We start from the raw sequence: 5587 nt of genomic DNA, 5'->3' as shown, positions 1-5587 counted from the left end.
CCGCTGGTCGACTACGCCGCCATCGAGCACTGGATCGAAGCCCAGCGGGGCGGCTCGGCGGCTGCCATTACACCCATTACGCCGGGGATAGCGCGCTGCTACGAACCGACTTCGGGCAGTTCCGGCGCGATCAAGCACATTCCCTACAACGATGCCCTGCTCGGCGCTTTTCGCGGCCTCTTCGCCATCTGGGCGCACGACCTGCTGACGCATTCCCTGCGCCTGCGCTCCGGACGCACCTTCATGAGCGTCTCACCGCCGCTCGACAGCGGCGAAGGCTTCGCCGACGACGGCGAATACCTCGGCCGACCCCTGCGCGCGCTGATCGGCCGCTTCATCGTCACGCCGCCCAAGTTGCGCGATCCCGAGGCATTTCGTGACGCGCTGGCTACCTCGCTGCTGGCTGCCGAAGACCTGGAGATCGTTTCGGTCTGGAACCCGACCTACCTGCTGGTGCTGCTCGACCACATCGAGGCCAATCGCGAACGCCTGTCAGCTGCGTTGCCACCGAACCGCCGCGCGCTCCTGCGCCGCGATCCGCTGCCCTGGGCTACGATCTGGCCGTCGCTGCAGCTGCTCTCCTGCTGGAGCGCGGCGGCTGCAGCCGGCCCGGCGCGTGCACTCGCGCGACATCTGCCGCAGGCACGCTTGCAAGGCAAGGGCCTGCTGGCGACGGAAGCGCCGGTGACCGTGCCGCTCATTCAGGCGAACGGCTGCGTGCCCCTGGTCGACAGCGTGTTCCTGGAACTGGAGGACGATGAGGGCCGCCTGCATCTGCTCAGCGAGGTCGAACCGGACGCCGAGTGCGAGTACGCGCTGATCGTCACCCAGCCGGGCGGACTGCTGCGCTATCGGCTCGGTGATCGCGTGCGCGTCAGTGGCCGCCATCGCAGCGCACCGCTGCTCGACTTCGTCGGGCGCGCCGACCGGGTCAGCGACCTGGTCGGCGAGAAGCTCGCCGAGGCCTTCGTTGCCGACGCGCTCGCCGGGATCATCCGCAGCGAAGCCTTCGCGACCCTGCACCCCCTGTTGCCGGAAAACCGGCCGCCGCGCTATTGCCTGCTGACCGACGATCCCGACCCGCGCATCGCCGGCCTGCTGGAAACGGCGCTGATGCAGGCCTTCCGCTACCGCGAAGCGCGTTTGCTCGGTCAGCTCGCTGCGGTCGAGGTGCTTGCGTGCGCCGACATGCGACGCACGGTGCACGACGCGCTCATCGCCTCCGGCATGAAAGCGGGCGACATCAAGGATCAGGCGCTCGTGGTGTCCGTCGACCTCGCTCGCGGCGTGCATGCCGCGGCGCTTCAACGCGTGTGGGCAGAGAACAGCGGCACTCGTGCGAGGTGAGATGAAATGCTTGCGAGCCCTTGCGCGGCGTAACCAAAGTCGTTTCGTGACGAGTGCCATGCCGTCATGATCGCTTCACTTGCGCGATCGACTCGATCTGCCATGCGGGTTTGGTCTTCGCCAATCTTGCGCGCGAGACGGAGGAAGGATTCGCGGGTGACGTCTTGCCAACGTTTCGAGCGGGCGAGGTTGAGGGCCAGTTGGTCGTCGGCCTTGTACTGCAGCGTCGAAACGAAATCATAGGCGGGCGATAGTCCCGCGCTGACGCCGTCAGGGTAGATCAGGCTCCAGTTCTTGAGGTGGGCATCGCCGTTTCCGGAAGCCACCACGAAAACCAACCGCCGTATGAACTCGTCGAGCGCGGATTCCCCGGCGATCCTGAAGACCAGGTTGGCCAGCGTCTCGTAGTTGGGTTTGTCGTATTTCTCCTCTGGGTAAAGGCCCAGAATCTGCGCGAAGTCTTCGATATGAACGCGTCTGTCCGGCGAAGGGCGGTCGAAGCGGCGGACAGCGAGCGCATTCTGTCCTGCGAAGGTATTCACTTCCGGCGGCAAGCCGGAAATTCCGGCAACCGGAATCAGAAGGATGTCCGGGATGGTGATGCCGCTGGCGGCTGCCCAGCGCATCGTTGCATGCTCGTTCTCCGGCACACCAGGAAAACGAGCGTCCGGTAACTTGACGATCCAGTCGCCACCGGTTCCGCGGACCGGGATGGTCAGTCCACGCCCTTCGCGCCGGGCAGAAAACTTGAGCTGCACTCCGGCCAGCGAGAAATGCCACCCATCTTTGAGCGCTTGCGGGTCAGCCGCAGCCAGGCGTGCTCCATCGCTTTCCGGCGGCCCGTCCTCGGCGACAATGCGCACGGCCCCGGGCAAGTCCTCACCAAGGTGATGCAGGAGGAAGAACTCCCGAGAGACCGCAACCCCAGCCTGACGAGCAATCAGTTCGCGTAGGGCGCCTTCCGGCAGCAGGTTGGAAAACCATGGCGGCGTTCTGTTTCTGGAGCTCTGTACCTGGTCCGGATCGTCGATAAATTGTTGCCCCAATACGGGCCGGGGGTAGGCGTTCTTGTACGATTCGAGCAGCCTGAACTCGCAGCCGTCGCTGCGCGTCAGGTTCAACTGACCGACCGGGGTGTCGTTCAGCCATACCTCCAGACGCTGCTCCACTCAGGCCGCCTTGTCATCGACAATCAGCGACCCGATGCTCGGCCGGTCCGACTCGTCCCAGCGGGCACGGCTGGCAAAGAAAGCCTGCACCCGTGGGCGCAAGTGTTCCGTGCGTGACTTCAGGAAGGTGGCGATGTCGCCGTCGCCCAGCGACCGCCGCGCGGCTTCACTGATCCCGTGCGACAGCAGCAGGCTGGCATCGTCAATCGTCAGCAGTAAGTGCCGTATGCCGCCCTTGTGCGGCGGATGGACGAGCCGGTTGGCCGCCGACCGCAACGCTTCATCGTCGCCGGCACGCACGGGAAAGATCTGTAGCAGTGGCGACGGGTCGTGCTCAGATTGCACTTCGCTCATCAGTTGCCCCGCAGCCAGCATGGCACCGCTTTCGATGTTCCTCGGTTCGAGGCTGAGCAGGGCAAGGGCCAGTAGCTTGCTGGCCGCAAAACGGAAATTGAAGCGATCGGTGACGTCGGGAAGTAGCGGCGGCCTCTCCTTGACCATCTCCAGCATTCCCGCCACGGATCGCTCCTCGCTCTCCGGGACGATGCGCGCCAAGACCTTACGCGTCGACACCGTGTCGCCCTGGTGGGCGCCGTTAAGCGCCCCGCGCCAAATCCAGCGCGCGAGCAATTCGCGCGATCGGGGCGAAGGTTGGCGATGGAGCTGGAAGAACCTGCCGAGAGTCACGAAGGCCTGCTTGTAAGGCAGCAGGTCGTAATGCGGGATGCCTGCATCCTTCTTGAGAAACAGGATGATCTGGCTCGCCGTTTCCGCTGTCAGCCGGTAAGCGTGCTCGGCTTGCGTATCATCCAATAGCGGTGGTTCGCTGCGGGTGCTTTTCACGACCGGCAGCCCGAGCAGGACGCGCATCAGCCGGTGAAGAATTCTGTCTTCGATTCGCCCGAAATCCAGCGTTTCCAGATCTGATGCAATCTGTGGAATCGTCGCCGGCCGGCTCTGCGAGCGCGAGCCGTTGAGCGCGTCGAAGACGTCGGACTCGTCCAGCTTCTTGCCGGCCGAATTGATCCGGTGGAGGATGTCACGCAGGATTCTTTCATCGTCACTGCGGACGACGTAGGCCGGGATCTCGTATTCACGCAGGCGCCGGCCCAACTGGATCGCCGTGTCGCGTCGTTGCCGGCTACCCGCAGCGGCGGCGTGCTCGAATAACCATTGCATCAGCTTTTCCGAGTCGAGCACGACCGTCATTGGCAGCCAGCGCGACGGGTCTGTGCGACGCTTGCCGGCGGCCGGCGGAACGATGAAGGTGGCCGTGTCAAGGTCGAAATACAGGGCGAAGTCGTCCTCGTCCGGGTCGGCAGCGAGCAGTATCCGGGCGAGCGAAGCAATCCGTTGTTGGCCATCGACGACCCACAGCGCATTGTCCATTTGGGGAGCCGGCAGGCGAAGCGATCCAAGACGGACTGCCGCGGCCGGAGCGGGGGCTTCCCACAGCAGCAGTGTTCCCACCGGGTAGCCCAGATAGAGGCTGTCCAGCAGGAGGCTGGCGTTCCTGCGGCCCCATCTGAGAGCGCGCTGGAAACTGGGAATGCGAATCCGACCGCTTTCCACCACCTCCAGCAGGTCCTGGACGCTGAAGGTTCGTGCTTCCGGGCGTCGGTCAAGCAGCGGCGTGGTGCTCATGGTTGTCGTCGGTCGTCTATCGAGGTTGTTCAGACGATTGTTTCACAAGCCTTCTGTTCTTGCACGTCGCCGGTGCGTTGCACGTAGAGCCGGGCTTTGGTTTGCCGCGGCGCTTCAACGCGTGTCGGCGTAGACCTGAGCGCAATCGCCTGCCGGGCAAGCGGTGAACGCGCCACTCGCATCCAGGCGATCAAGCAGCCATGCCATCCCTGGCTGCGCCATCAGCCGCCGCAGCCGTGCCAGCTTGTCGGCGCTCGCCGCTTCTGCATCTAGCGCGGCGAAGACGTTGGCGCTGTCGTTTCCGTCACCCAAGCCGATGTGGCGATCAAGTGCCGCGATGACCCCCTGCGGGCCGCAGCGGATCATTTGCAGGAAGCTGTAGGCAGCGTCTTCGAGAAAGCGGCGGTCAGCTTCGTTCAGCCGATCGGGGCTGAAGGTGGCCAGGCCCCCGGCATGGTGGAGCGCCTCGTCGCGGGCGATGCGCCTGAAGGTGGCGGCGAGTCCGGCGTCGCGGCAGGAGGTGGCCAGCGAACCGAAATGGACGATGCCGAAGCCTTCGAGCACCACCTGCAGCAGGAAGGCCAGCGGCTGTGGTGCGCCGGCCTCGGCGAGACCGGCGATGAAACGGCTGAACGGGTCGGGCTGTGGTGCCCGGCTCGCGATCCACCGCGCCAGCAGCGAGGCGTGCAGCGCCTCGTCCGCCCCGATCAGCGCGAACAGGCGCCGCTCGTCGTCGCTCTCGCCGACCCGCGTCATCCGCCCGCAGTAGTCGATGCCGCAATGTTCGATGCGCCAGGCTTCGGCCAGCAGTGCCGTCGCGCAGTCGTCGAGCACCGCCGCCCGGGTGCTCTCGTCGGCCGCGCAGAAACGCGGAACGCGGTCGAGGCCGAAGAACGAGGCCGACCAGAGTGGCGTGCTGCCGTCGGGTGCGGCCGGCGGCAGGCGCCGGCGGACGAGGCGGTCGGCGGCGCGCCGCAGGGCTTCGCTGCGACGTTCAACACAGGCCTCGGCACGGCCGTCGTCGGCGCTCATTCGCTGCCTTCTTGTCCCAGGCGCCGGCGGAACAGGGCGCCGATCAGCGCGCTCGCTGCCCGCTCGGGCAGGATGCGCCGGAGCAGGTGCAGGGCCCTGGCGTCGCTGCCGACGCGGGTGCGCAGCGGCATTTTGTCGATCTCGGCGAGGCGAACGACGGCGGTTACCACCGCGGCGGGGTCCTTGCCCGGGCCCGCCAGCATTTTTGTCTGCATGGCGCGATAGGCGGCCAGTTGCCGCTCGTCAATGCCGCCGGCCGCCGCTGGCAGTTCGCCCCAGTGCATGTTCTCCGCGAAACGCGTGCGAAAGCCGCCCGGTTCGACCAGCGCGACCTGGATGCCATGCGCTGACAGCTCGTGGCGAAGCGATTCCGAAAACCCCTCCAGCGCGAACTT

At 65.8% G+C, this 5587-nt stretch carries 5 protein-coding genes; 1 reads left to right on the top strand and 4 read right to left on the bottom strand.

Features of this window, described 5'->3' with window-relative positions; translation table 11 throughout:
* Positions 1–1347, top strand: a 1347-nt coding sequence (locus RUW20_RS12545; RefSeq protein ID WP_313952570.1) for a GH3 auxin-responsive promoter family protein, incomplete at its 5' end; no start/stop codon positions are given.
* Here the strand turns inward: RUW20_RS12545 and RUW20_RS12540 are convergent.
* From RUW20_RS12540 to RUW20_RS12525, 4 genes are all read right to left on the bottom strand, one after another.
* On the bottom strand, positions 1305–2516 hold the full coding sequence (locus RUW20_RS12540; protein ID WP_313952569.1) for a type II toxin-antitoxin system HipA family toxin: 1212 nt from the start codon (positions 2514–2516) through the stop codon (positions 1305–1307). The genes RUW20_RS12545 and RUW20_RS12540 overlap by 43 nt on opposite strands.
* Complete coding sequence (locus tag RUW20_RS12535; RefSeq protein WP_313952568.1) at positions 2517–4160, bottom strand: DUF262 domain-containing protein; 1644 nt, start codon at positions 4158–4160, stop codon at positions 2517–2519.
* Between the two features lie 114 nt (positions 4161–4274).
* Positions 4275–5192 carry a ferritin-like domain-containing protein gene (locus RUW20_RS12530; protein WP_313952567.1) on the bottom strand — a complete coding sequence of 306 codons (918 nt, stop codon included), beginning with the start codon at positions 5190–5192 and terminating at the stop codon, positions 4275–4277.
* The coding region (locus RUW20_RS12525; protein ID WP_313952566.1) for an SDR family NAD(P)-dependent oxidoreductase at positions 5189–5587 on the bottom strand (399 nt) is incomplete at its 5' end. The genes RUW20_RS12525 and RUW20_RS12530, both read right to left, overlap by 4 nt.

Source organism: Accumulibacter sp., from assembly GCF_032229525.1.
Lineage (GTDB): Bacteria > Pseudomonadota > Gammaproteobacteria > Burkholderiales > Rhodocyclaceae > Accumulibacter.
The sequence above is the reverse complement of the archived record's forward strand: the minus strand, read 5'-3'. Positions and strand labels throughout refer to the sequence as shown.